The following is a 24676-nucleotide window of genomic DNA, read 5'->3' on the forward strand; positions in this document are numbered from 1 at the left end:
ATCCCAGCTGGTCCAAGCGCTGGCGACGTTCTGCCGAAATGCTGTCAGACAGTGCTCTCTGATTGTTAACCCACGTGCCAAGCTTGGAGCCATCGTTGGTCTTGAAGCTAATGGGTACGAAGCAATGGCCCTCCCGCTGCTGGAATTGGACAAGCCGCCCGCACCATTCATCCCACGTGGCACCGATGCGATCAGCGATTTCGATGGCAATACTTTGGGTCAGCTGTGCGTAGTCAACCGTTGGTCCGATCAGATGAATCTTTTCGCTGAAACGCGAAGGGTTGAACCGCAGCCCCGCACCCCGACGTTCTCTGAGTTCCCGAATAATATCTGCAAGCTCCTCATCGTTTTCCTGCAAGGCATTCACTACACTGGCGACGACATCAAACCCTTCCGAATGGATGGCTTCGTCTATACCCGCACCGTCAGTGCCGCAAAACAGCGGAACCAGCACATACCCTAATGTCTTGGTTGTAGTGCCACGGGGCTTGCGCATCGCTCTGCCGACCGCCTGGGCTATATCCACGCGACTCTCGCGGGGATCCATGAATGCCACCATGTCCACGGCTGGAATATTGATGCCCTCCGTCAAGCAGCGGGCGTTGGTCAACATCGCATGTTCGGTGCGGGCAAACGCCTGAATGATTTCGCTGCGGTCCGCCGCGCTCTGCGCCCCGTTCACGTGATCCACGCGGTATTCTCTGAGGTAGTGGGCAATGCCACGCGGAGAATTGGAGGCAAACTCCAGTGCTGCACTAATCCTGCTATGGAAGCTGATGATTTTCTTTGCATCCACGCGCCTGGCTGCTCGCTCCAAGGCAATCAGATGCGCTACCCATCGCGCTGCCAGCTCATCGCCAGCCACCAGCGTGATGCCGTGCTGGAGACTGAAATCATCTACCATCTGTTTATCAATCACGCTAATCAGCACTTTGTAGGGGCAGATGATGCCTTTATCCGCAGCAGCACGGAAGCTCAGAGTATGAGCGCGTTTCCCATAGACAGCGGGATCATCCATCGACTGGACAATCAGATCCCCATCCTTATCGCGATGCTTAATATCAAAATGGCGTGGAGTGGCGGTCAGGAACAGCCGCTTGCGAATCTGGATGTTCTTATCGTGTAGCGCGTAACTGAAGGACGTGCCAGCCCGGCCAGTGGTCTTGTGCGCTTCGTCCAGCACAGCAAAGTCGAAGGCTGGCAATCCTTTCGATCCCTCGCCCACCACGGGCGACGACTGGTAGGTTGAGAAGATTACTTTCACATCATCCTCTTGCCGGGTGAGGAAGCTCCGAACCACTGTTGGGTCGGTATCCACGCGAAAACCCACATCTGAAGCGTTGAATCGGATTTCGTCGCTCCTGAGGTCCACGGTCTGATCCGAGCAAACGCAGAGGTAGCTGAAGCGCGACTCCCAATGGTTGTGCTCACTCCACTCCTTCAGGGTCTGCTGCAGCAGCGTGAGCGATGGCACCAGCACCAGCACCGTTTGGGGATTGGCCTGTTCTGCCGCCCACAATGCAACCAGCGTCTTGCCGGTGCCACAAGCCATCACTGCATGAGCACGATCGGCTTCGGCAAAAGCTGCTGCTATATCGGCAAGCGCCTGGGTCTGATAGTTGGGGTCGGGTGTGGCGCGAATGATACGAAGAGGCTGCTCCTTGAGCCAGCACTCCATCTGGTTGAAGGTGCTGGCGGGCAGGTCAATGAATGCTTCCGAACTAAACCAGCGCGTGCGCTGGAGCGCGACATTCGATAAAGATGAGGCGTTGGTGAAAATCACACGATCCGCAAAGGCTTCAGTGATCCCCAAGAAGGGAGCGACTTCAGCGTAGGTCAGATGGGACTTCTGTCTGTACTTCACCTGATAGGCGACGTGGGTGCCATCGTGGGTCAGGTAAATGCCATCAATGCCGGTGCCGTCATTGGGCAGTCGATAGCGCGTTCTGAGCTCCAGAGGGATTCTGCCTACTACCCAGTGCTGGACGCTCTGCGCGATGCTCTGTGTCGCCAGATAAGCTTCGACGAAGATTTCAAATACATCGCCACGATCCTTTTCTTCGGCAAGGGCATTCACTCGTTCTTCAAAGGCAGCGAAGCTGTCTAATCCGTCGAAGATGCCTTGCTGAATCCAGTGCTTGGCGTTGGTGTGCTGAGGCTTCAAGTGTGAATGTACCCTTTACGGAGGATTACAGACTCCCGCTTATTTAAGCACAAGGCTGGAAAATCGAGTACTGGGTGAGTAGCAGTTTGCTGGAGAGGTAATATTTTCCCAGAATTTTTCCAAAAATTTTGCGCCTGTAAATGTGGGTACGAATATCTGCGACACAAGCCGTCTTAGATGCGAAGGGCGTCTGGCCCTCATACCCCGGATGGGTGTTCCAAGGGGGCGCACGATGCGAGACTCCCACCCCTCCTTCTCCCAGAATGCCTCGCAATCGCGCAATATTGGCTCAGGTTCAATCGGCGAGTGCATGTGCAGGGGGATAGAAATTGGCGTGGTTCAACAATGCCTTGCCGCCTCACCGATAAGAAAAAATCAACTACTGGAACCAAAAGGCATTTGAAGTGCAACGTGCGTTTGCATCCAGTTCACCCTCTAGTCAAAGTAGACAGCCGGAGTCCCAATCGAGGGGGGCGGGGTAGTCGGGACCGCCAACTTCCCCAAATTTTTGGCGAGCCTACAGGCATGTGAAGTGAGGCAGGAAGCATACGGGCCGACTTGGAGCCATCTACCTGATAGGAGTCCCAGTCAAATACGTTTCAAATTCAATTGGAAGATCGCTTATAGGCCAACGAGTATTCCGGGGACCCATCACTGCATTGCCATCGTAAATTCCGGTAACGCCCTGGTAACGCAGACACGACCAAACAGGTCCGCAGCCATCCTAACCCGTCCGAGCAAGGATGGCTCCTCGTTGAATTGAGTTTGCCGGCCGAGTTAGTGGGGCTGCAGGCCGCGCGCAGCAGTCTGGCAATGGAAACCGCCGGCGGCGTGGTTGAGGTTGAGAGAGACCCGCCCGCCGCGGGGAGCAAGACGCAGGTGATTCGTCTGCGTCTGACTGCGCCCAGGCCGCTGCCGCCCGGCAGAGTCGCCTCGCTTGAGTTCCGGCTCGCGGAATCACTGATCGGACACAAGGAAGTTCCGCTGAAGATCACGGGCGGTTCCGCATCCACCAGCGAACAGCAAACCATAGCCATTCAGCATCAAGACGGAAAGATCACCATCTCCGAAGACGCTCCCACCCTGGTCAACTGCTTCTTCTTTACGCATTAATGCGCAACGGGCCGGCTGGCGCGATCCAGCAGCTCCATCACGTGTACTACTTCCTGGCCGTGGCCATGGCGGGCCACGCCCGCGCGCATCTGCAACAGGCATCCGGGGTTGGCGGTGGCGATGATTTCCGCGGCGGTCCCGTTGGCGTATTTCATCTTATCGTCGAGCAGGCGCAGCGACAGATCCGTTTCGAGTACGTTGTAAATGCCCGCGCTGCCGCAGCAAAGGTCCGCGTGGGGCAACTCGACAAAACACAGACCCGGAATGGCGGCGAGCAACGAGCGCGGCGCCTGCTTCACTTTTTGTCCATGCAGCAGGTGGCAGGAATCCTGATAAGTTACCGTCGCGCTGATGGGACTTAATGACTGAGTGAGTCCCACGTCGGCTAGAAACTCAGTCACATCTTTCATCTTCGCTGAAAACGCAGCGGCGCGCTTCGACCAGGCCGCGTCGCCATGCAGCAGCTCGCCGTATTCCTTGAGCGTCGATCCGCAACCAGCGGCGTTGGTGAGATGCGCGTCAAAGGACTCCCGTTCAAACGCTTCGATATTGCGCCGCGCCAGCTCGCGCGCCTTCTCGCGGACGCCGGCGTGGACATGCAGCGCGCCGCAACAGATTTGTCCGGCGGGAACAACCACTTCACATCCGTTGCGCTGCAGCACGCGGATGGTGGCTTCCTGCAAGCGCGCGAACGCAAAGTTGGCGATGCAGCCGGAGTGAAACGCCACGCGATAGCGGCGCGGGCCGTGCGCGGGAAACGTCTTGCCGATCTGCGAGAAAAAGTCCGGCGACTCGGAGTTGGGAGCGAGTGAATCCAGATCAGCCAGGCGCGTTCCTTCGCCCAACAGCTTCGAGCGCCGCACCATCTCTTGCAGGCCAGATGCCTGATACCAATAGAGCAGTCGGCCGGCAATTCGCAGGCGTGTGGGATGGGGAAACAGATGGTGGAACGCCAGCCGCCGCAGCAGGCGCTCGCGCCACGGGCGACGATAGTTCATTTCGATCTGGGTGCGCGCGGCCTCCACCAGCTTGCCGTATTCAACACCCGAAGGACACGCGGTCTCGCAGGCGCGGCAGTCCAGGCACAGGTCAATATGGCGCACGAAACTTTCGCCGATGGCCATGCGGCCTTCATCGACGGCCACCATCTGATAGATTCGCCCGCGCGGCGAATCCATTTCAACGCCCAACTCACGGTAGGTGGGGCAGTAGTTGGCGCATAGACCGCAATGCACGCAGCGCGAATATTCCTCCCAGCGCGGACGGTCCTCGCCAGTGAACCCGCTGGAAGCCAAGCCGCTGGCGGGAGTATGTGCCGAGTTGTGGTCTGTAATCTGCGTCAACATGCTTTAGATGCCGCCCCTGGATGCCGCCCCTAGATGCCGCCATAAAAGCGGCTCGGATTCAGTGTGCCGTGAGGGTCGAGCGCAGACTTGATTCGCTGCATCAGAGGAAAGTCATCGCCCAGCTTGCCCCAGGGGTTCAACTTTCCATCATACGCCAACGGGAACCACTCAACCGTGGCACGCCCACCGAGCCTTTCGGCGAGCGCGACGATCTGCTCCGCCCCGCGCGGCAATTTTTCGATGGCACGATCTCCGCCCTCGGGCCATAGGTATTGATAAACAATTCCGGTACCGGCGTGTGCACTGGAAGCGGTGGAGAGTTGTGAGTCATCAGCCAATTGCTTCGCCTCGGTGATGAACGTAGTCAGTTGCCGCAGCGGCAGCGAAGCCTTGATCGCGACACCAGCAGGTTGTGCGCGCAGATAGGCTGGAGTCATGTCGCTCAGTGAATTCCAGAGACGATCTTGAAAACCGTCAGTGATCGTTTGCATGGAAAGACAGCCACTTCCACGCAGCAGTTTGGAAAGATCGTTGCTCGCGCGATCCACCACCACTTGCGGCCCTGCGACTGAAACAATTACGTTATACGGCGATGTGCACGTCCCGGCCACTCCCGCCAGCGTGCCTGCCGAGGCATCCACCAATTCGAGTGATTGTGGGAAAAATGGAGAGTTCAAGATGGCCTGCGTAAATTCAGCCGCGGCGGCTATCGAAGAAAACCCAAACATAAATGTGCCGGCGGCGGGAGGAATCGGAAATACCTTCAGGGAGATTTCGGTAATGATGCCCAGTGTTCCGAACGACCCGATGAGCAGCTTGGGGAGATCGTAGCCGGCGACGTTCTTCACGACCCGTCCGCCGCCCTTGGCCAGTCGCCCATCCGCCGTGGCGAACTGTATGCCGATCACCACGTCGCGCCATCCACCGTAGCCCAGCCGTTGTGGACCGCTAAGATTTGCGGCAAGCGTTCCTCCCAGCGTTGCATCGTTTGCGCAAGGGACATCAAGCGGAAGCATCTGCCCATGTTGAGCCAGTGTCTCGCGCAGCGCCCTGATGGTGATGCCCGCTTCCACCGTGATCGTCAGATCGCTGGCGGGGTAATCGATCACGCGCTGCATGCGTTCGGTGGAGACGGCGAGATCCACGCGCCGCGCGATGCCGCCGCAGTCGCGCTTGGTTCCGCCGCCAACGGGGGTCACCGTGAGCGTTTCCGCAGCCGCTAATTTCAGGATTGCCGCGAGCTGCTCACGATCGGCGGGAACCGCGACAACTTCAGGCGGCGTCATCGCACGCACTCGCGAGGCGCACCACGGCGTGTCGCCGCGCACATTCGACGCGCCGCATATGGCTTGCAATTTGTGTATTGTTGATTGACTTGGCAAGCGGTTGCTCGACTCCTCTTGGCACGGAACGGGTAAACCTAAAACGGATGCGGCGGCGGGATGCGAATCTCTCCGCAGCCCTTCGTTGTGGGAAATATTTTGCCGGGGTTGAGCCGCCCGTCGGGATTGAACACCGACTTGACCTGACTCATCACCGCGAGATCAACGTCAGTAAACAGGAACGGCATCAACTCATTCTTCTCCATGCCCACGCCATGCTCGCCCGTGATCGAGCCGCCAAGCGATACGCAGAACTGCAAGATCTCCGCGCCTGCCTCCACCACTTTGAGGCGCTGCTCGGGGTCGCGTGAGTCGAACAGAATGTTGGGATGGATATTGCCGTCGCCGGCGTGGAACACATTGGCGATGGCCAACCCGTAGCGCTCGCTGACTTGCTGGATGAAGCGCATTGTCTCGGGAATCTTGGTGCGCGGAATCACGCCATCCTGTACGTAGAAGCTGGGCGCCTTGCGCCCCAGTGCGCCGAAGGCATTCTTGCGGCCCGCCCAAAGTTTCTGGCGCTCGGCCTCCGACGCCGCGATGCGCACGCTGCGCGCGCCATGCCGCTCGCACACTTCCCGCACCTGCGCCGCCTGCAACTCAACCGCTTCCTGCAAGCCCTCCAGTTCGATGAGCAGCACGCAAGCGGCATCGCGCGGGTACCCCGCATTCGTAGCGTCCTCCACGGCCTGCAGCGTGATCTGATCCATCATCTCCAGCGCCGACGGCGTGATGGCTCGTGAGGTGATCTCGGCCACCGTCTCCGCCCCGTCGTCCACGCGGTCGTAGATCGCGAGCAGCGTTTTCACGGCTTCGGACGTGCGCGTCAGCTTGACGGTGATCTCGGTAACAATGCCGAGCGTGCCCTCCGAGCCGACGAACAGTCCGGTGAGATCATAGCCGGGCGTGTCCCACACCGCGCCGCCGAGATGGACGAGTTCGCCATCGGGCAGCACTACCTCCAGCCCCAGCACGTGGTTGGTAGTAACGCCGTAGGCCAGTGTATGCGGCCCTCCGGCGTTCTCTGACACGTTGCCGCCCAGCGTGCAAGCCTTCTGGCTGGATGGATCGGGAGCGTAATAGTAGCCTGCGGAGGCCACCGCGACAGTGAGTTCGAGATTGACCACGCCGGGCTGGACGACTGCGCGCTGATTGCCCAGGTCGATGGCGACGATCTCCTTCATGCGGGCGAAGCCCATCATCAGCCCGCCGTGCACTGCCACCGCACCACCGCTGAGGCCCGTGCCCGCGCCGCGCGGGACGATCACCACGCCATTCTGCCTGGCCCAGCGTACCAGCGCGACCACTTCGCCCGCGGTCGCCGGGAGGGCCACGGCATTGGGCATCGCGCGATCAACGGAGCCATCGAACTCATAGAGCAGCAGGTCGTCCGGCTGGGACAATACGGCGCGCGCGCCCACGATGGCGGCCAGGTCGCGGTGCATCGAGTGGATGCTCAAGTTGGCCGGTGGTCCCGAGGCTAGTGGTTCCGAGGTTAGAGGTTCCGTCATGGAGTCATCCCGGTGCCTGCCTTTCTGCGCGTGCTAAGGCAGTCCACCCAAGATAGCAGATCGAGTGCGGAAAATGGATGCTCGCCCGGCAAGGTTTTCCGTCGAGCAGTCAGGAATTGACGAGCGACTCATCGCCCATTTCCCTCCTCCCATTCAGGCGACAAGAATCACAAATTGTCGGCACAGCCCAAAGTGCATACGTTCACGGTTCTGACCACTCTGACCAGATTGACAAACCGCGGAAATCGGCCGGGGTTGGTTCGCGATTGGCCCGGAAATCGCCGGAAATGGAAAGTCGGCAGTGGGCCGTCGGGCAACCCGGAGCGACCAACCTGACCACTCTGCCCACAAACTCCACAGCATCCAAATTTTCCAAACTATCAGAATCCGCAGCTCCGCCAAAAGATTCCAAATTCCCTCCATTGACTACTGCCGGCTCCTCACTTCCCGCCCCCTTATTTTCTTTCCGCCATTCCGCTGCCCGGCAGCTATTTCGGCACGGTTGAAATCGTGCTCTGACGTTTTACAAATTGGGAACTGCGCCACCACCGGCTGCGGGTTTCGGTGGCGTGGGGTCGGAAAGCAGTGATATACTGAGCGGTTGTATGGCCGGATGGATAGCTCTCTGGCCGCTTCGGCAGCACTTCAGTCAATTGGATGAGCGCAATTATTGCTTCGGCCCGAGCCCGCTCGGGTCACCCCTATTAGGCTTAGTTTCGACAGGCCATTTCAGGAGGATCGATTCATGTCAGCTAACAACCGGCACTTCGTGGCCGTCATTGGAGGAGCCACGGCGGGCTCCGTCGCGGCGGAGGTTCTCGCCGACCACGGCATTCGTGTCGCGGTGATCGAGCAGAACAGCCGGCCCTACGGCAAGATCGAAGACGGCCTGCCGCGCTGGCACGTCGAGCAGCGCCGCCAGGAATACGCCAAGATGGCCGCGCGCCTGAACAAGCCCGGCGTTACGTTTGTTCCCTCCACCAAACTGGGCCGCGACGTGGACTTCAACGACCTCACCGAGAAGTGGGGCTTCTCCGCCGTGATCCTGGCCAACGGCGCGTGGCGCGACCGCAGCATCGGCATCGATGGCGCGGATGAGTTTATCGGCAAGGGACTGATCTATCAGAACCCCTTTATCTATTGGTATAACCACAAGAACGAGAAGGGCTATGACGGTCCGCGCTACGAGGTGCCGGACGAGGCGCTGGTGCTCGGCGGCGGCCTGGCGTCGATCGACGTGGTGAAGATTCTCCAGATGGAAAACTACGAACGTGCGCTGAAGGCGCGCGGCATTGCAGCGCACATGCACGACTTCGAGAAAAAAGGCATCCCGGCCGTGTGCAAGGCGCATGGCATTGACCCGGCATCGCTGGGCGTGAAGGGCTGTCTGCTGGTCTATCGCCGCCGTCAGCAGGACATGCCGCTGGCGCAGCCGCCGGAGAACGCCACGCCGGAGCAGCTCGCCAAGACGGAGTCCGTGCGCCAGAAGGTGTTGCGGCTGGCGCAGGAAAAGTTCCTGTTCCGCTTCCAGGATTGCCGCCTGACGCAAGGGCTGGTGTTGGAGAATGGCCGTCTCGTGGGCATCAAGGTATCCGAGACCAAAGTCGAGGGCCGCAAGGCCACGCCGGTGCCCGGATCGGAGCACGATCTGCGCGCGCCGCTGATTATCTCGTCGATTGGCTCGGTGCCGGAGCCGATTCCCGGCGCGATCATGAAGGGCGAGTATTTCGATATCACTGAAACCGATCTGCCGCAGTACAAGGGCAATGACCGTGTCTTCGGCGTCGGCAACGTAGTCACTGGGCAGGGTAACATCCGTGTATCTCAAGTTCACAGCCAGAAAGTGACGGAGCGCCTGGTGGAGGCTTACCTGGGCCTCGGCGAAGGCGGCGAGGGCAGTCGCGACATCAGCGCAGGGCAGGCAGGCGCGGAGGCGCGCGGCGCGGCGCAGGCGGCAGCGGTGCAGGAGATGGTGAAAACCTTCCCCAGCCTGACCGATGCTCAAATCGCTGGCCTGGAAGAGAAGATCAAGGCCCAGCATGATCGCGTTGGCTACGGCGGAAACTATAACGCCTGGATCGCGAAAGTAACTCCAGCGGACCTGGAGTAAGTCGGTATGTGAGTGATTAGTAGCTAGTGAGTCAGTTACAAGTTAGTTACAACAGGAGTCATGCCGTGCCGGCACGCATACTGAATGGCAATGAGATACGCGATCAGATACTCGCCGAGTTACGCGCGGAAGTCGAGCAGTTGCGTGCAAAAGGCGTGCAGCCCGGACTGAGCGTGATCCTGGTGGGCAACGATCCGGCCTCGGAGATTTACACTCGCAATAAAGTATCCACCTGCCACAGTCTGGGCATCGCCAGCGAACGCATTGAGCTGTCGGAGTCCACCACCACGGAGCAGTTGTTGGCGCGCATCCACGATCTGAACAGCCGTGATAGCGTCGATGGCATCCTCGTGCAACTTCCGCTGCCCAAGCAGATCGACACCAAGAAAGTTCTGATGGCGGTCGATCCGGCCAAGGACGTGGACGGCATTCATCCCGTGAACATGGGCAATTTGGTCACGGGCCGCGCCGGGCTGGTGGCCTGCACGCCGTCAGGGATCATGGAAATTCTGCGGCGCAGCAACATCAGGATCGAGGGAGCGCGCGCCGTGGTGATCGGCCGCAGCGACATTGTCGGCAAGCCCATCGCGCTGCTGCTGATGCACGCCAACGCCACCGTTACCATCTGCCATTCGAAGACCGATGATCTGCCCGGCGTCTGCCGTCAGGCTGACATTCTGATCGCCGCGCTGGGCAGGGCCGGATGCGTTACCGCTGATTTCGTGAAGCCCGGCGCGACAGTGATTGATGTCGGCACCAGCAACCTGACCAGGCGCGAGGATGTCGAGCGTTTTTTCCCTGGCAACGCCAAACGCATGAAGACGTTTGAGACCAAGGGCGCGACGCTGATTGGCGACGTCGATCCGGTGAGCGTCACTCCCATCGCGGGAGCGTTGACACCGGTGCCCGGCGGCGTCGGGCCGCTGACCATTGGCATGTTGATGGTGAACAGCGTGCGCGCCGCTCGTATGCGCCGCGGCGCATAAACGGTTTCCCGAAATTGCTATCTGGACCCGCCTGAATTAATCTGTACCACATCATGCTAAGTCGATTGATTCCGCTTCTTCTTCTGTTCGCGGCGCAGCGGATGTGTGTCCCCATCTCCGCCGCCACGCCGGAGCAGATACGTGAGCGCGTGGGCATCTATATTTGGGGCAATGTCCCGGACCTGTCGGCGGCGGTGGATGACGCGCGCAGCACGGGGGCGGACCGCGTCGTGCGCGCTTTCATCGGCCCCTGGTCGGATACGCCGCCCTATCACGACGATGTCCGGCCGCTGGCGGAGAAAGTCGGCGACGCCGGTTATCAGAAAATGTTTCGTGAGTACCAAGTCATTATGCTGACCGCGTACGATTCCTATTCTTATGGTAGTGAGTATGGCGCGGCGGACTCACTCAGTGAGTTACAGGATCGCTCTGAGACTTTCCGGGTGAGAGACCGGCCCAACGCCGGAAAGATCGAGCAGCCCTCGCTGGGCATAGCCAGGCATCTCGCTCGGATGTCCCGCAAAGAATCGCGAGAATACTTACAGCGCGTAAAAGCGGAGTTCGCCGATTTCACCTACGCCCTCGCGCGACACGCTCGGACATTCATTATTTCCAACTGGGAGGCGGAGAACGATGTGCCCGACGCCGGCTACTGGCCGTGGTTCCACGGCTATCTTCAGGCGCGACTGGACGGCATCCTGGAGGGCCGCGCGCGCGCGCTTCGCGCCCGTCTGCCTGGAAGAGTCTTCACCGCTTTCGAGTTCACGATTATTCCTGAATTCACAGGAAGACCATCAGGGCTGATGGTGCTGGGACGAAATCTGCGCGGAGTGGATTACATGAGTTATAGCTCATGGTGGTCGATCGGGTCCGGCTTCGACGCGCAGACCATGCAGGAGTCATTTCGCGAGGCGCTCCGCAGAATTCGCGGCAATGTCAGTAATACGCAACGGTTAATTATTGGTGAGTTTGGCGAGTATTGGAATGCGTACCCCGATGCCAGGAGTCTTCGCGCCATCGTGGACGTGTCGCTCGATGAGCATGTCGAATATCTTTTTAACTGGGTGCTTTATGACCAGCCCGGCGAGTGGGATGACCACGGGCGCAATGCTTCTCACTTTGGAAAGTTCACCAAAAAACGCATACTGACTCCGCAGGGTCGCGCCGTGCGGCAGTGGGTTGCCGGCGCGGAAACGGTTCGCTAGTGTTCGCCGTTCGGCGAGAAGAGGCGTTTTTCAAATGCGAAGAGTGTTAGCTCCAGACGGTCGGAAACACCGACTTTGTGGAAGATGGCGGAGAGATGGTTCTTCACCGTTTTTTCGCTGATGAAGAGTTTGTCGGCGATGTCCTTGTTCTTGTAGCCATGGACAACCAGCCCGATGACTTCCATTTCACGAACGGAGATTTCGTTTTTGCTGTCTTTCTTGTTCTCCGGCGTATAGCTGCCAAAGGCATTGAGCACAGCTTCGGCGAAGCGCCCGTCCAGCCATATTTCTCCCGCGCTTACCTTCCGCAGGCACTTCAGAAAAAGTTCAGCGGGAGACTGTTTCAATAGAAAACCGCGCGCACCGAGTCGCATGGCCTCGACGATGTTCTCGCGGCTCTCAATATCACCGGTGGCGACGGCCCGCGTGCGGCTGGAGAGCGTTGGCAGCTCGCGCAGCAGATCGAATGAATTCTGGTCAGTCGAGTGTAGTTCCAGCAGGACCACATCTGGATTCTCTTTTGAAATTCTGGCCCGCGCCTCCCCCGGAGAAAGGCAATAACCGGCCATCTGGAAGTCCTTCTGCGAACCAATGAGGGCAGAGATAGCTTCGCTGTAGAGCGCGTTGCCATCCACCAACATCACGCGTATGGGAGCTTGGGCCATAGTCACGGGATCAGCCAGTATTGTACCAAAATATATTCCAACCGCAGCTAAATCACATTCACGGTCATTCAATTCTATCGGCACGGCACGGCGTTTGGTTAGATCGGAGCCGTCGGTGCCCCCATTTGCGCCCAGTTGCGCCTAGTGTTCCAAAGGATACATCGCCAGGCCGGAGAGAAGCTTGGGGTAGAAGTCGGTGGATTTCTGCGGCAACACGCGATGGTCCAAGGCGATGGCAGCCACCTGCGCGGGCGACACCGGATTCAGCAGAAACGCCGCTTGCGCGCCGGCTTCGCCATCTACTGTCACGCTGGCAGCGGCTTCCTGGAAATCGCGGACGTAGGTGACATGCTGTTCGCGCTGGAAGGACTCGGCGTCCATGCCCAGGCAGCGCTCCAGAAGGAGGCGGTGCAGCACGGTAACGTCCAGCGTGCGCTGCGCGGGCGAGAGTTCCGGCAGCAGCGCGGCCAACGGCGCGTCGGCACGCGGGTTGAGCGCATACACCGCGCTCTTGCCCTTTAGGGCAGCGCCGATCCGGACGGCCTTTCCGGCGGCCCGCTCCATCGCGGCCCTCAACTGCTCGAGCGCGGCGGCGCGATTTTCTCCGCCGCTGAAGGGAAACTCGCGGATGGTGAAGTACTCACCGGCGCGGCGCAGCAAGTCATCCGGTTTCCAATCGGTTATGCCCGCCACCACGCGGTGTGTCGGCAGAACCAGAATTCCGTAATCGTCCATGTTGATGCAGGTCATCAGCGCCAGGCGGCAATCCTTGTCGGCCAGCTCCGTGTTGGCAGGATGGCTCGCCGTGCATTCATTGCCAAACTTGAGCGCGGTCTCGTAGCGATGATGGCCGTCGGCGATGATCAACTTCTTCGGCGCCATTTCGGCGCGAATCGTCTCCACTGTGGCCGGATCGTCCACGTCCCAGAGGATGTGGCGCACGCCGTACTCATCGTTTACATCAGAAGCCGGAGGCTGCGTGAGCGCCTGCGCTACCAGCGCGTCCAGCTTGCGGGCGGGATCGTTGTAGAGCATGAAGATGGACTCGAGGTTCGTGCGCGTGGCGCGCAGCAACTCAAAGCGGTCGGCCTTGGGACCGGAAAGAGTCTGCTCGTGGCGATAGATCACGCCGTCGCCGTAAGGGACCACTCGGCCCATGGCGACGAGTCCCTTGCGGATCATCACGGGCGCGTCGGGCTTGCCGGGAGGCGTGAAGTGTTGATGATAGACGTAGTAGGCCGGCGTCGCGCGTTGCACCAGCACGCCATCGGCACGCCAGGATTTCAGCTTCGCCGCCGCGCGCGTGTAAACGTTGTCGGCGGGCGTGTCCGTCGCGCGGGTCTCGCCCTTGATCAGATGCGCCAGATTATACGGACTCGATGCCCAGTAGCGCTGCTGCATCTCGGGCGAAATCTTGTCGTAAGGCTGCGTCAGCAAGCGGTCGAGCGGGCCGGCCTTGCCAGACTTACCTGCGTCATAGCGCAGAGCGCGGAACGGATTTAATACTGCCATGTCGAACAATCTCCTGAAGTGGTGTAGATGGTTTTCCTGGTGCTCGCCGCGTTACGCCAGCGACTTGATGGCGTCGGCGAGCGGGCCTAGCTGGTCCGTCATCACCGTGCGCAGATCGAGCAGCAGGCGATCATTTTCCACCCGGGCCAGCACGGCGGGGCGGCGCTTCCGCAAATGCGCCTCCAGAGCGGCGGCGCTCTTGCTCTTATGCTGCAAGGCGATGAGCGCGGTGGGGATGGTGAAGCCCGGCGCCGACCCTCCGCCGATGACCGACTCGCCGGGGATCATCTCCCAGTCGAGCGCGTTTTTCGCAATGCCTTCCATCATCCAGAGGGCCTGCTGCTCGACCTCGGCGGCGGTCGCGCGGATCATGCGCAGCGCGGGGATGCGGTTATACTGCTCCTGCGCATAGGCGCGGAAGGTGGACTCCAGAATTGCGTAAGTCATTTTGTCCACACGCAGCGCGCGGAAGAGAGGATTGCGGCGAATCCGCCGTATCATCTCCTTGCTTCCCGCGATGATGCCGGCCTGCGGGCCGCCGAGCATCTTGTCGCCGCTGATGCTGATGACGTCCACGCCTGCGGCGAGGCTCTCCCCGGCGGGCTGTTCGGTGTGCAGGCCCTGCGCGGTGAGCGAGATCAGACATCCGCTGCCCAGGTCCTCATAAACGGGGATGCCCTTCTCGCGGCCCAGCGCGACCAGCTCGTCGAGTGATGGCCGCTCCGTGAAACCCTCGATGCGGAAGTTGCTGGGGTGAACGCGCAACAGCAGCTTGGTGCGCTCGTTAATGGCATTGCGATAGTCGGCGATGCGGGTGCGGTTGGTGGTGCCCACTTCGCGCAGGATCGCGCCGCTCTTCTGCATGATCTCCGGAATGCGGAACGAGCCGCCAATCTCGATCAGCTCGCCGCGCGAGACGATCACTTCGCCGCCTTCGCCAAGCGCGTTCAACACCAGCAGCACGGCGGCGGCGTTGTTGTTGACAGCGATAGCGGCTTCCGCGCCGATCAGCTCAGCCGCACCGGTGAGATGCACGTCGCGCTCGCCGCGGCGGCCTGCGGCGACATCGTACTCGAGATTGGAATACTGCGTGGCGATCTCGGTGGCGTGCGCCATGGCTTCATGCGAGAGCGGCGCGCGGCCCAGATTGGTGTGCAGCACGACGCCGGTGGCGTTGATGACCGGCGTGAGCGAATAGGTCAGCGCGCGGGCCACGGCGGCCTCGGTGCGCGCTTCGATGGCCTCTGAAGTAAGCGCACCTTGCCAGGTCTTCGCCAGTATCTCCTGGCGAATGGCGGTCAGCACGCCGCGCAGATGGCTGGTCAAAAAACGGCGCCCCACACGCTCGCCGAGTAACTCCAGCGCGGGCCGGTTCAGCAGCTCCTCAACAGCCGGAATCTGCCGCAGCAGCGCGCTGGACGCATCTCCCGCGGTGCGCGGTGCGGTGCGCGGAGCGGCGGCCTTCGCCCCTTTCTTAATGGGCTTCTTGATGGGAGCTTTGGGAATGGCGGAAACTCCATTGTCTTGGCTGAAATAAGTTTCCAGAATAGCATAGCAAGGTCGTTCTGCTTAGAGATCCCATGCCAGCGCACCGTCGGACGGAGTACTCCCCGGCGCCATACCCGCGACCCGGCCATATGCTATACTTCTCCACTAACCTGCCGTCAGGCCAGCCGTCAGGGCCAGGACTACCATTGGGCACAACGAGGCACCGCGCATGGCCGTGGAAGAAGATCTCGACAAGCTGGAAGACAATATCCGCAGGCTCAAGATCGAGTATGAGGCCTACTTCAATGGCGGGCAGCCGCGTCCCCCCAATGACACGCAGTGGCGCGTGGAAAACACCATGAAACGATTGGCCGACGGCGTCAGCCGGCTGAGTTTCGCGCAACGCTTCCGTTACACCACGTTGCAGCAGCGCTTTGGAATGTATTCCGAGCTGTGGCGGCGCCGCCTGAAGGATCGCGAGGAAGGGCCGCGGCGCACTTCGATGGACATCAAGGCGGAGCAGAAGCGCGAGAAAATCAAGGCCCCGCGCGCGTTTCGCGTGAACTGGAGCGATCCAGCGGCGGAGCCACAGAAGGTGGATGAACTATTCTCCGCTTTCATTGAGGCCAAGAAGAAGGTCGGCGAGGCAACGGACAATGTGGCCGCCGAAGCCTTCAAGAATTTCGTGGTGCAGAAGACCGAGCAGTTGAAACGGGAGCAGCACTGCGAGCAGGTGGAGTACAGCGTGGAAGTGGAGAACGGTCAGGTGCGCCTGAAAGCCAAAGGCAAGTAGCCGCAAGCGTGTATTCGTATCCGCAAAATTTATTGAGGAGCGCAATAAATTGCGATCCGGTTCCCCGTCAGGGCACGACTTCAGTCGTGCCGTAAGCGCCGCAAAATCAATGCGGCTTTAGCCACTGAGGTGGGTTCGTTATCGGCTTTGTTTGCGGGCCTTGCGACGATTGTCCCTCAGCGGCTGAAGCCGGGTATGGTGACTTCTGAACGGCACGACTGAAGTCGTGCCGTGACGGGGAACTGCCGCGCTATATTGTGCGATCATTAATATTTCAGCAATTCCATACTTATCAACAGGGAGTACAAATCAGTGAGCAAGATCGGGCGCGCGCTAATCAGTGTGAGTGACAAGACAGGCATCGTGGAGTTCGGCGTGGGGCTGCACAAGCTGGGCGTGGAGATCATCTCCACCGGCGGCACGGCCAAGATGCTGCGCGATGCGGGCATAAGCGTGAAGGATGTCTCTGAAATTACCGGCATGCCGGAGATGCTCGACGGGCGCGTGAAGACGCTGCACCCGGCCGTTCATGGCGGCATCCTGGGGCGGCGCAGCGAGGCGGCGCATGTCGAGACGCTGGCCAAAATGAAGATCGACTGGATCGACATGGTGGTGGTGAATCTCTATCCCTTCGAGGCCGTCGCCGCCAAGGGCACGGCCAGCTTCGAGGAGCTGATTGAGAACATCGACATCGGCGGGCCAACCATGATCCGCTCGGCGGCCAAGAATTTTCACGACGTGGCCGTGGTCACCGATGCGGAGGACTACGCCGCGCTGCTGACCGAGATGCAGGGCGCGGGTGGAGCGCTATCACTGGCGACCAAGTGGCGCCTGGCGCAAAAGGCGTTTGCGCGCACCGGGAAGTATGATTCGGCCATCACCAACGTCATCAGCTTACTTGACTCGGCAGGCAAATGTTCGGCTGAAACCGAAAAATTCCCGAACGATATGACATTGCGCTTCGAGAAGCTGGCCACGCTGCGCTACGGCGAGAATCCGCATCAGTCGGCGGCGGTGTATGCCACGGCGGGCAATTTGAAAAGCGGGCTGGCGCGGGCGCGGCAGTTGCAGGGCAAGGAATTGTCCTTCAACAATCTGGTGGATCTGGAAGCCGCGTGGAACCTGGTGCAGGAGTTCAGCGGGCCGGCGGCGGCGGTAATCAAGCACACCAACCCCTGTGGCTGCGCCATGCAGGCGACTCAGGTGGAGGCGTATCTAAAGGCTTATGAGGCCGACCCTATCTCGGCCTACGGCGGCGTGCTGGGATTCAATCGCCCGCTCGACGGCGCGACGGCGGAAGAAGTAGCCAAGCTGTTCGTCGAAGCGATTGTCGCGCCGGGATTCACGCCGGAAGCGCTACAGCGGCTGGGTAGCAAAAAGAATTTGCGACTGGTGGAAGTGGATACCACCGCGTCGCTCGCGGGTGAACTGCATCTGGAACAGATCAGCGGCGGCGTGCTGGTGCAGGACAAAGACCGCCATGTGCTGAAGGCTTCCGACCTGAAGTGCGTCACCAAGGCACAGCCTAGCCCCGAGCAGATCGAGAGCATGTTGTTTGCCTGGAACGTGTGCAAGCACGTGAAGTCGAACGCCATCGTCTACGTGCGCGGCACGCAACTGCTCAGCACCGGCGCGGGACAGATGAGCCGCGTGGACTCGGTGAAGTTCGGCGCGGCCAAGGCGCAACTGCCGCTGGCCGGATGCGTGCTCGCCTCCGACGCCTTCTTCCCGTTTACGGATGGCATCGAGGAAGGCGCCAAGGCCGGCGCGGTGGCCTTCATCCAGCCGGGCGGTTCCATCCGCGACGAAGACGCCATCGCCGCCTGCGACAAGCTGGGCGCGACGATGGTCTTCACCGGCGTGCGCCACTTCCGGCATTAAGTGGCGGCACTAACGGCTATTGCTATTTAGCCCGAATCGCCGCTGGCGGTTTTGTCAAAGCCCTCAGATGAGGTATGCTCCGCCCATGGCAATTAACCTGCCTCTAAAAGAGATGACTCTTGAGGAGAAGCTTGCGGTCATGGAGTTGCTCTGGGCGGACATCGCCCCAGCGGACTTTGAGTCACCCTCCTGGCACCAAGACATCCTTGATGAGCGCCGCCAGCGAATCGCCGCGGGAAAAGCGCAATTCGCGGATTGGGAGACGGCCAAGGCGGAGATCCGCAAAAGGCTTCCGTGAAAATCCGGATACTGGATGAGGCCCACGAGGATTTAATCGCGGCCGGCCGCTTCTACGAAGAGCGAGAGTTTGGCCTCGGATCGTATTTCCTGGATTGCCTGTTTTCAGACATTGATTCGCTGCTTCAATACGCGGGAATTCATCCAGTCGTTCGCGAATATCACCGTGGCCTGTCCAAGCGCTTTCCTTTTGCCGTCTAATACGACGTGGCGGGAGAAGTGATTCGAGTGCATGCCGTATTGGATTGTCGCCGGAATCCATCGTGGATCAGAAAACGGCTAAAGGAAGGCGGCTAACCAGCCGCTACAGACCGATAGCGCTCCGGCCCCCCCCCCCGACAACTCCGCCGCGCGTCACTCGCCCTGTGCCAGACGCACGACGGCGCCGGTTAGGTTTTTCGCGCCGCCCTTAAGATTCTCCGCGCTGAAAGACAAGTACAGCTCGTGGTCGGTGACGGACAGGCTGAAGGCGACCCGTCGCTGCAAACGCGCAACGAACGCGCTGACCATCGCGCGATCCAGGGCATACAATTCCAGCGCCTCGGCGCGGAAGATTTTCTCGCCCGTAAGCTGCTTCAGAAACACCGTCGGATCCTTGTGCGTATAAACGGCGACGCGGTCCGCGGCCTTCGAGGCTTTATGCAGACGCGCCGCATCCGGCGTACCAATCTCAATCCACGTCTTGATTCTGCCGGTCAGATCGCGCACGGCGATGGTCGGCTCGTCCGGGTCCGACACGCCACGCGAAAACTCGATGCCCTCGGTGTATTCCAGCAGATACGCGAGCAAACGCGCCACCAGATACTCATCGCTTTCCGAAGGGTGCTGCGCCACGCGCAGCGCCAGCGACTCATAGACCGCGCGGTCCGTATCAGCGAGCTCGATGTCGAAGTTATAAATGGTTGCAGTGAGCGCCATGTGATTGGTCCATTGTGCGGCATGGTCTGCTCAACATACAACTTCCAGCCAAGGTCTGCTTGGGAAGGATGTTGGTCGAGGTTCGAGACAAGATTGGCAGATCACTACCCCGGGAGCCGATACGCATCCACGGTCGATTCAAAGCGGCATTTAATCGGCCACTAACTGGCGGACTCTTTTGGGAGAGGCGGTGGTGACGTTTCCCGTTGTGCCCATCGAGACGTTGCCCGCCTCGTCGTAGGCCAGCACCTTGACGTAGTATTTCGTGGAGGGATTGAGCTGATTCAGCGATGCATTTAGCACAGCGCCAACATAGGCGCGACTGTATGCCGGGAGTGGGTTGGAAAAGTTTGAGTTCACCGACGCCAAAATTCGGTAACCGAGTACTCCAACGCTATCCGTAGCGGCAGTCCATGCGACATTGATCTGATTGGAGCCTGCCGCCGATAAGACCAGGTTGGAGGGGCCGACCGGTGGCGCCGTGTCGGATGGAGGCTGTAGGGTGGATGTGTCGACGGCTTCAAAATCGCTCCCGTGTATCTGTTTCAGGTGATCGATATCGGCATCATCCCAATTGGGGTTCGGAGCCCCGGACAGGAACCAGTTGCCCCCGTTATCGGCCACCATCATCCCATACGTTTTCAGCGCCTGCAGGATGATCTTTGCCTGCGGAGAAAAACTGGAAATGTTGACGGAGGATTTGAGCCGGAAGCGTTGCCCCATCGCCGGCACGTTGGGACTCGTGCTACTGCCGGCTTCGTGTTAAGCAGGGTAGATGTAAGCCTCTCGCGTGGTCACCGCCGTGAAGCGCAGTGCATGATTAATAGCTCCACACTGGACCTCCTCGTAGCGGGCCAACCCGGCCAGAATGGACAGTCCCGCGGCATCCGCCGAAGTCCAATCAAGCGGACGCTGGAAGTTCGTCATGGTGTCAAATATTGCTCCACTCGCTGCATTCCAGCTGGAGACTTGAGGAAAGGAGAAGAACATTTCATATAGGAATCGATTGCTGGAATTAAACGCCAATACATGGCGGTCGCCGGGAGAACTGGAGCCGCCTTCGATGGGCGCATTCAATGGAATGGGATAGGGGCCTGGATCGCTCTCATTGCCAAACGCCGTATAATTCACGGGAAGGTACGGCTGGCTTCCGTCCACCACGATGAATGGAATCCCCCATGGCGCGCCTTCAAAGACAGTTCCAAAATCAGGATGCAGGCTTCCCCCCGTCCCGATGGAGGCGACCAGATTGGCCGAATTGCCATGAACAGGCAGTCCGGCAATGGCAGTGTTCCAGGAATTTCCGGATGGAAATATCTGGCCAACGGGATCCCCGGGGCAAGCGGCGCTGGCTGCCACATTGCCAGCCTGAGTGATCGGCGGAGAACCCGACACACCTGCGGCCATCACGTGATCAAAACGATTGGGGTGTGCCAAAACGAGAACGACCCCGAGAAGGGATAATGAGAAGAAAATTTTTGATCGGAACCGCGGTTCCATCCGAATCTCCCTTTTCGAACCCTTTGTCGAACTCTATGTCGAATCCCTTGTCGGAACGAATTCATCCTGAACATTTATTCTGGTCCGGGCGCATGGAAGATCAAAGGCCCATATTCATTTGTGCCGTCGAATGATACGAATCTGCTACTTGATGGCATCTTCCCGAATCGCTCTCCACCAATGGGTTTGCTGGTGTTAGCTCCCGTGTAGTGCGCATTAGGACACAGGATTCGTTCACCCTGCTCGATTCCACCCGCGCATTTCGACGATGTGTTTAAGGTATACTGAGGGCAGCACTTCTAAGCGCTCCACCGGTCAGATGGACGAAGTGGTCTGGCGGAATTTATCGCTTTGTAGAAGTAAGAAGGATAGCCCCATGCCCTTGGCGAGCCGCTGGTTGTTCCGCTCCCGTTTTGCCCGAACCAACAAGGCGCTGACGTTCTTGTTGGCGCAGTCCCTGGCGCTGCCCATCGTGCTGGAGATTTTACCCGCTCCGGTCTCATTCGTTTCCATTGCTTCAGCACAACAGTCTGGGACGGCGTCGCCAGAAGGTGGCACCGACAAGTCCAAGGCTTACTATCATTATTCGCTTGGGCATCTCTATTACGAGCGCGGGATGATGGGCAACCGGCAGGACTTACTGAATCAGGCTATTGACGAATATGAAGAAGCGCTGAAGTTCGATCCCACTTCCAGTTATCTGAGTATGGAGCTGGCTGACCTTTACGCCAGCACGGGACGCTGGCGCAGCGCGTTGCAACAGATTGAAGACACCGTCGAGAAGAATCCCGCCGACACCGCCGCGCGCGGCCTACTGGGGCGCCTCTATGTGCGCCTGCTCAGCAACCCGCGCACCCCCGCGCCGCCGGAGATCAAGGATCGCGCGATACAAAGTTTCGAGCAAATCACCGCCGCCAATCCTTCCGACGTGGACTCGCATCTGGTGCTAGCTCAGATCTACCGCGCCAACAACAACTCGGCTAAGGCCGAGGAGACGCTCAAGAAAATTCTTGCCCTGAATTCAGATTCCTCCGATGCCAACAGGCAGCTCGCGCTGCTCTACTTCGACATTGGAGACTACCGCTCGACGATCGACCTGCTCATTAAGCTCACCGCGGACGATGATGATCCCGAGTTGCTGCGGACCTTGGCCGTTTCTTACGAGCAAGTGCGCGACTATCCGGCGGCAGCGCAGGTCTATGCGCGCGCGTTGCAGAGCGACCCTGATAATCCAGCGTTCCGCAAGGGCCTGGCCGAGAGTCTGTTGTTCAGCCGCCAATACGATCAGGCGCTCGAGCAGTTTCAGGGGCTCGCGGAAGAAGATCCGCGCGATCCGGAAGCCCATGTGCGGCTGAGTCAGGTTTATCGCGCGCAGGGCAAGTACGCCGAGGCGCGCGCGAGCCTGGTCAAGGCCGCCGAGCTGGCACCGGACAATTTGGAGATTCGCTACAACCAGGTCCTGCTCGAAGAAACCGAAGGCAAGATCGCAGAAGCGATTCGGATCACCCGTGACATGCTGAACTCGAGCCGCAAGCCCACGGTGGAGAGTTACTCGGCGCAGGAAAAAAATAACCGGTCGATATTTCTCGAAAAACTCGGGGCGCTCTATCGTGATAGTGGAGACCACAAAGCCGCCGAGGAAGCTTACTCACAGTTGCGCGACTTGGGCGGAGATCACGCCGAGCGTGGACAGGTGCGGCTGATTGAGACCTTTCAGGAAGCGCACCAAACAGACCGCGCGCTGGAAGCTTCCGCCGAAGCGTTGCGCAAGAATCCAGAGAGCCGCGAATTGATTATGACGCGGGCGGGTCTGCTGGCCTCATCCGGCAAGGTGGATGAAGGCGTCGCGCTGCTGCGGGCCTTGTTGAAAAATGAGCCGCAGGACCGCGAAGTGTGGCTGGCTATCAGCCAGACCTATCTGCGCGCCAATCAATATGACTCGTCCATCAAGGCCACGGAGGAAGCGGAAAAGCTTTCTGATTCCGACGACGAAAAATCCTACATCTATTTCCACTACGGTTCGATCTGGGAGCGCCAGAAGAAGTTTGACAACGCGGAGCGCGATTTCCGGCGCTCGCTGGAGCTGAATCCCGATAGCGCGATGACGCTGAATTATCTGGGCTACATGTTCGCCGATCAGGGTGTGCATCTGGATGAGGCCGTGGAGATGATCAAGAAGGCCCTCGAATCCGAGCCGGAGAACGGTGCGTACCTGGACAGCCTGGGCTGGGCCTATTACCGCATGGGCCAATACGATCTGGCCGAGAAATATTTGAAGCGTGCGGCGGGCAAGATATCTTCCGACGCAACCATCCGCGATCATCTTGGAGATGTTTATTTGAAGATGGGACGCAAGGCGGAAGCCATCGCCGAGTGGACTGCCGCTCTGAACGAATGGAAAAAGCTGCCGCCCAGCGAAATCAGCGCGGATGAATTTTCCGGGTTGGAACGCAAGCTGCGTGAAGCGGGAGCGCCGGCGAAATAGCCATGGGGCGCGCCCGCTGTTCCCATGTGCGGGCTGAGCTGCCTGACTCGCGCGATTCGATTCCTCCATATTCCAATGCAAGTTTGTTTTCTGCCGTGAAGGCAGCTGAGCGCGCATTTTGCTGGGGAGCTGTGCAGGCCAATGAAATCGGCAACCATCAAGGCATACGCCAAGATCAATCTTGGACTGCGGATCATAGGGCGACGCGATGATGGATATCACGAACTGCGTACGGTGTACCAGAGCGTCTCGCTGGCCGACTCCGTGGCGATGAATATTATTCCCAGCCGCACGCGCGCGCGCGTATCGCTGGAATGCGCGGGTCTCCCCGCGCCAGCGGGTCGGGATAATCTCGCTGTTCGCGCCGCCGAGTTATTGTGCGATGAACTCGGACTCAAGCTGCGGATTCGCATTCATCTGACGAAAACAATTCCCACCGGTGGCGGACTGGGCGGCGGCAGCAGCGATGCGGCAGCGGTTATTCGAGCCATCAACTTGCTGACGGGCCAGCGGATGAAGTGGGCCACGCAGCTTCATGTAGCCGCGCAACTAGGCTCCGATGTTCCCTATTTTCTGATCGGAGGCCGCGCGTTGGGAGTGGGTCGTGGTGAAGAAGTTTATGCGCTTGCCGACGGCCCGCCGCGGTATTGCGTGATCGCGCTTCCGGACGAGAGCATGAGCACCGCGGAAGCATATCAACTGCTCAGCGCAAAACCGCTGCACGGCCAATCCGTCCCGCTCGGAACTCCGCGCAAAAAGTTGACACGCCCCGCGATGCACCCTACCATAGAATCATTCTGCGCCGCGCTCTGCGCCGAGACCACGGACTCATCGGCAACAGGTGGCGGGTATGCGCCGAATGATTTTGAGCCGCTGCTTTTCAGCCGCTTTCCGAAACTCGCGCAGGCCAAGCGGTCTCTGCTTCGAGCAGGTGCGGAATGGGCCGCGCTCACCGGAAGCGGCTCGGCGGTATACGGCCTTTTCAAGGAAATGGAGCAGGCCAGACAGGCCGGCCGCCAACTGGAAAAGTCCGGAATGAGGCTCTACCTCTCGCGCACCGTGGGCCGCCAGCGGTATAATCGAGCGGTCCAGGCTGACTGATATTGGGGCGTCGACTAATGGTAAGTCACGAGCCTTTGACGCTCGCCATCTAGGTTCGAATCCTAGCGCCCCAGCCACTATTTTGAAATCGCATACCTATATCATTGGCGCTGTTCATTGAACATGGGCATCGTCGTTATTGTGTGAGCGGGGCTGAGAAATTGTCTCGAATTCTCAGGCCCCGCTTAAACGGCCCGGCTGGGAAAAAATCAACCATTC

Annotated in this window: 17 protein-coding genes, 1 tRNA gene and 2 pseudogenes; 11 read left to right on the forward strand and 9 right to left on the reverse strand. The window is 59.6% G+C overall.

All coding sequences use genetic code 11. The features are described from left to right. A partial coding sequence (locus EXQ56_12140; protein ID MSO21182.1) for a DEAD/DEAH box helicase occupies window positions 1–2164 on the reverse strand: 2164 nt, incomplete at its 3' end. Between the two features lie 759 nt (window positions 2165–2923). Here EXQ56_12140 and EXQ56_12145 point away from each other — a divergent pair. Beyond that, the gene (locus tag EXQ56_12145) at window positions 2924–3277 is read left to right on the forward strand and encodes a hypothetical protein (GenBank protein MSO21183.1); all 354 of its coding nucleotides are present in this window, start codon (window positions 2924–2926) and stop codon (window positions 3275–3277) included. On the opposite strand, the gene EXQ56_12150 is transcribed toward EXQ56_12145, so the two are convergent. The 3 genes from EXQ56_12150 to EXQ56_12160 form a co-directional block, all read right to left on the reverse strand. Then, window positions 3274–4623 carry a (Fe-S)-binding protein gene (locus tag EXQ56_12150; GenBank protein MSO21184.1) on the reverse strand — a complete coding sequence of 450 codons (1350 nt, stop codon included), beginning with the start codon at window positions 4621–4623 and terminating at the stop codon, window positions 3274–3276. The two genes, EXQ56_12145 and EXQ56_12150, sit on opposite strands and share 4 nt — an antisense overlap. Window positions 4624–4652: 29 nt before the next feature. After that, entirely contained in the window at window positions 4653–5978 is a 1326-nt protein-coding gene (locus EXQ56_12155; GenBank protein MSO21185.1) for an FAD-binding oxidoreductase, read from the reverse strand. Between the two features lie 65 nt (window positions 5979–6043). Beyond that, the gene (locus tag EXQ56_12160; protein MSO21186.1) at window positions 6044–7450 is read right to left on the reverse strand and encodes an FAD-binding protein; all 1407 of its coding nucleotides are present in this window, start codon (window positions 7448–7450) and stop codon (window positions 6044–6046) included. Window positions 7451–8261: 811 nt separating this feature from the next. Here EXQ56_12160 and EXQ56_12165 point away from each other — a divergent pair. The 3 genes from EXQ56_12165 (at window position 8262) to EXQ56_12175 (ending at window position 11817) form a co-directional block, all read left to right on the forward strand. Next, window positions 8262–9626, forward strand: coding sequence for a hypothetical protein (locus tag EXQ56_12165; protein ID MSO21187.1), 1365 nt, complete (start codon window positions 8262–8264; stop codon window positions 9624–9626). Window positions 9627–9691: 65 nt separating this feature from the next. Next, window positions 9692–10612, forward strand: coding sequence for a bifunctional 5,10-methylenetetrahydrofolate dehydrogenase/5,10-methenyltetrahydrofolate cyclohydrolase (locus EXQ56_12170; protein MSO21188.1), 921 nt, complete (start codon window positions 9692–9694; stop codon window positions 10610–10612). A gap of 65 nt (window positions 10613–10677) precedes the next feature. Then, window positions 10678–11817: a hypothetical protein gene (locus EXQ56_12175; GenBank protein MSO21189.1), complete on the forward strand. Its 1140-nt coding sequence runs from the start codon at window positions 10678–10680 to the stop codon at window positions 11815–11817. Here EXQ56_12175 and EXQ56_12180 read toward each other — a convergent pair. The 3 genes from EXQ56_12180 to EXQ56_12190 all read right to left on the reverse strand — a co-directional run bounded on the left by EXQ56_12180 (window position 11814) and on the right by EXQ56_12190 (window position 15404). Next, on the reverse strand, window positions 11814–12488 hold the full coding sequence (locus tag EXQ56_12180) for a response regulator transcription factor (protein MSO21190.1): 675 nt from the start codon (window positions 12486–12488) through the stop codon (window positions 11814–11816). The genes EXQ56_12175 and EXQ56_12180 overlap by 4 nt on opposite strands. A gap of 135 nt (window positions 12489–12623) precedes the next feature. Further along, window positions 12624–13994 carry a DUF1015 domain-containing protein gene (locus EXQ56_12185; GenBank protein ID MSO21191.1) on the reverse strand — a complete coding sequence of 457 codons (1371 nt, stop codon included), beginning with the start codon at window positions 13992–13994 and terminating at the stop codon, window positions 12624–12626. Window positions 13995–14045: 51 nt separating this feature from the next. Continuing rightward, on the reverse strand, window positions 14046–15404 hold the full coding sequence (locus EXQ56_12190) for an L-seryl-tRNA(Sec) selenium transferase (GenBank protein ID MSO21192.1): 1359 nt from the start codon (window positions 15402–15404) through the stop codon (window positions 14046–14048). A gap of 307 nt (window positions 15405–15711) precedes the next feature. Here EXQ56_12190 and EXQ56_12195 point away from each other — a divergent pair, with 307 nt between their 5' ends. The 4 genes and pseudogenes from EXQ56_12195 to EXQ56_12210 all read left to right on the forward strand — a co-directional run bounded on the left by EXQ56_12195 (window position 15712) and on the right by EXQ56_12210 (window position 18750). Continuing rightward, a complete protein-coding gene (locus EXQ56_12195) occupies window positions 15712–16275 on the forward strand; it encodes a hypothetical protein (protein MSO21193.1) in 564 nt (187 codons plus the stop codon). Window positions 16276–16587: 312 nt separating this feature from the next. Next, window positions 16588–18156 (forward strand): bifunctional phosphoribosylaminoimidazolecarboxamide formyltransferase/IMP cyclohydrolase, encoded by a 1569-nt coding sequence (gene purH / locus EXQ56_12200; protein MSO21194.1) that lies wholly within the window; start codon window positions 16588–16590, stop codon window positions 18154–18156. Between the two features lie 85 nt (window positions 18157–18241). Next, window positions 18242–18454 (forward strand): acyl-protein synthetase, encoded by a 213-nt coding sequence (locus EXQ56_12205; GenBank protein ID MSO21195.1) that lies wholly within the window; start codon window positions 18242–18244, stop codon window positions 18452–18454. Next, a pseudogene (locus EXQ56_12210) lies at window positions 18451–18750 on the forward strand (type II toxin-antitoxin system RelE/ParE family toxin). Before EXQ56_12205 ends, EXQ56_12210 begins: the two are co-directional and overlap by 4 nt. A 57-nt stretch (window positions 18751–18807) precedes the next feature. Here EXQ56_12210 and EXQ56_12215 read toward each other — a convergent pair. Next, entirely contained in the window at window positions 18808–19371 is a 564-nt protein-coding gene (locus EXQ56_12215; GenBank protein MSO21196.1) for a YaeQ family protein, read from the reverse strand. A 480-nt stretch (window positions 19372–19851) separates the two neighbouring features. Continuing rightward, window positions 19852–20589 (reverse strand): annotated as a pseudogene (locus EXQ56_12220) (hypothetical protein). 550 nt (window positions 20590–21139) lie between these two features. Here EXQ56_12220 and EXQ56_12225 point away from each other — a divergent pair. The 3 genes from EXQ56_12225 (at window position 21140) to EXQ56_12235 (ending at window position 24534) form a co-directional block, all read left to right on the forward strand. Then, window positions 21140–23356 (forward strand): tetratricopeptide repeat protein, encoded by a 2217-nt coding sequence (locus EXQ56_12225; GenBank protein ID MSO21197.1) that lies wholly within the window; start codon window positions 21140–21142, stop codon window positions 23354–23356. Window positions 23357–23497: 141 nt separating this feature from the next. Next, window positions 23498–24457: a 4-(cytidine 5'-diphospho)-2-C-methyl-D-erythritol kinase gene (gene ispE, locus EXQ56_12230; protein MSO21198.1), complete on the forward strand. Its 960-nt coding sequence runs from the start codon at window positions 23498–23500 to the stop codon at window positions 24455–24457. Between the two features lie 3 nt (window positions 24458–24460). Then, window positions 24461–24534 (forward strand) — tRNA-Gln (locus EXQ56_12235). Window positions 24535–24676 lie beyond the last annotated feature (142 nt).

The organism is Acidobacteriota bacterium, from assembly GCA_009691245.1.
Classification (GTDB): domain Bacteria; phylum Acidobacteriota; class Terriglobia; order 2-12-FULL-54-10; family 2-12-FULL-54-10; genus SHUM01.